Genomic DNA, 1,123 nt, shown 5'->3' on the forward strand with positions numbered 1-1,123 from the left:
CGTGCTCGTTGCGCTCCAATGCCGCGATCTGCTGATCGTACGTGCCGCGTGCGGCGAGCCCGTCCGACACTTCGCGGAATGCCGACTGGATCGCCTTCTCGTAGTTCGCGATCTCGATGCGCTTCTGCACGTGCGCGAGATCGAGGTTCGCGATGTTCTGCCCGCCCTCGAAGATCGGCAGCGCGATGTTCGGCGCGAACGACCACGCCGCCGTGCCGGCCTTGAACAGGCCGCCCAGCGTCGGGCTCGCGGTGCCGAACGCGGCCGTCAGCGAGATCTTCGGGAAGAATGCCGCACGCGCCGCGCCGATGTTCGCGTTCGCGGCCAGCAGCGTCTGCTCGGCCTGCATCACGTCCGGACGACGCGTCAGCAGATCCGACGGCAGGCCGGCCGGCACGTCCGTCAGCAGGTTCTGTGCGTCGAGCGGCATGCCCGCCGGCAGGTCGTCCGGCAGCGGCTCGCCGATCAGCAGCACCAGCGCATTCAGCGCCTGCGCGCGGGCACGGGCCTGCGCCTGCTGGTTCGCGAGCGCCGTCTCGACCACCGTCTGCGCCTGACGCAGCTCGAGCTCGGAGCCCGTGCCGTTGTCGAACTGCAGCTTGGTCAGGTCGTACGACGCCTGCGCGGTCTTCAGCGTGTCCTCGGTGACCTTCAACAGATCATCGGTCGACAGCAGCGTCAGGTATTGATCCGCCACCTGCGACACCAGCGAGATCTCCGACGCCTGCCGCGCATACGCGGTCGACAGGTACTGCGCGAGCGCCTGGTCCTTCAGGCTTTGCACGCGGCCGAACAGGTCGAGCTCCCACGATGCGGACAATCCGACGTTGTAGGTGCGCGAAATCAGCGGCTGGCCCGTCTGCGAGACACCGGCCGGGAAACGCTGGATGGTGCCCGTGCCCGTACCGTCGAGCGTCGGGAACAGCCCCGCGCGCGTGATCTGGTACTGCGCACGCGCGGCCTCGATGTTCAGCACCGACACGCGCAGGTCGCGGTTGTTTTTCAGCGCGATCTCGATCAGCCGCTGCAGGCGCGGATCGACGAAGAACTCGCGCCAGCCGATGGCGGTCGCCGCCTGGCCGTTCGCGCTGCGCGCGCCGGCCGCGCCCGGCTGCGTCGCGTA

General features: G+C 68.8%; 1 protein-coding gene. It reads right to left on the reverse strand.

What is annotated here, in order from left to right; translation table 11 throughout:
- A partial coding sequence (locus CFB89_RS33790) for an efflux transporter outer membrane subunit (protein WP_144030205.1) occupies nucleotides 1-1,123 on the reverse strand: 1,123 nt, incomplete at both ends.

This window comes from Burkholderia sp. AU16741 (assembly GCF_002223345.1).
GTDB classification, from domain to species: domain Bacteria; phylum Pseudomonadota; class Gammaproteobacteria; order Burkholderiales; family Burkholderiaceae; genus Burkholderia; species Burkholderia sola.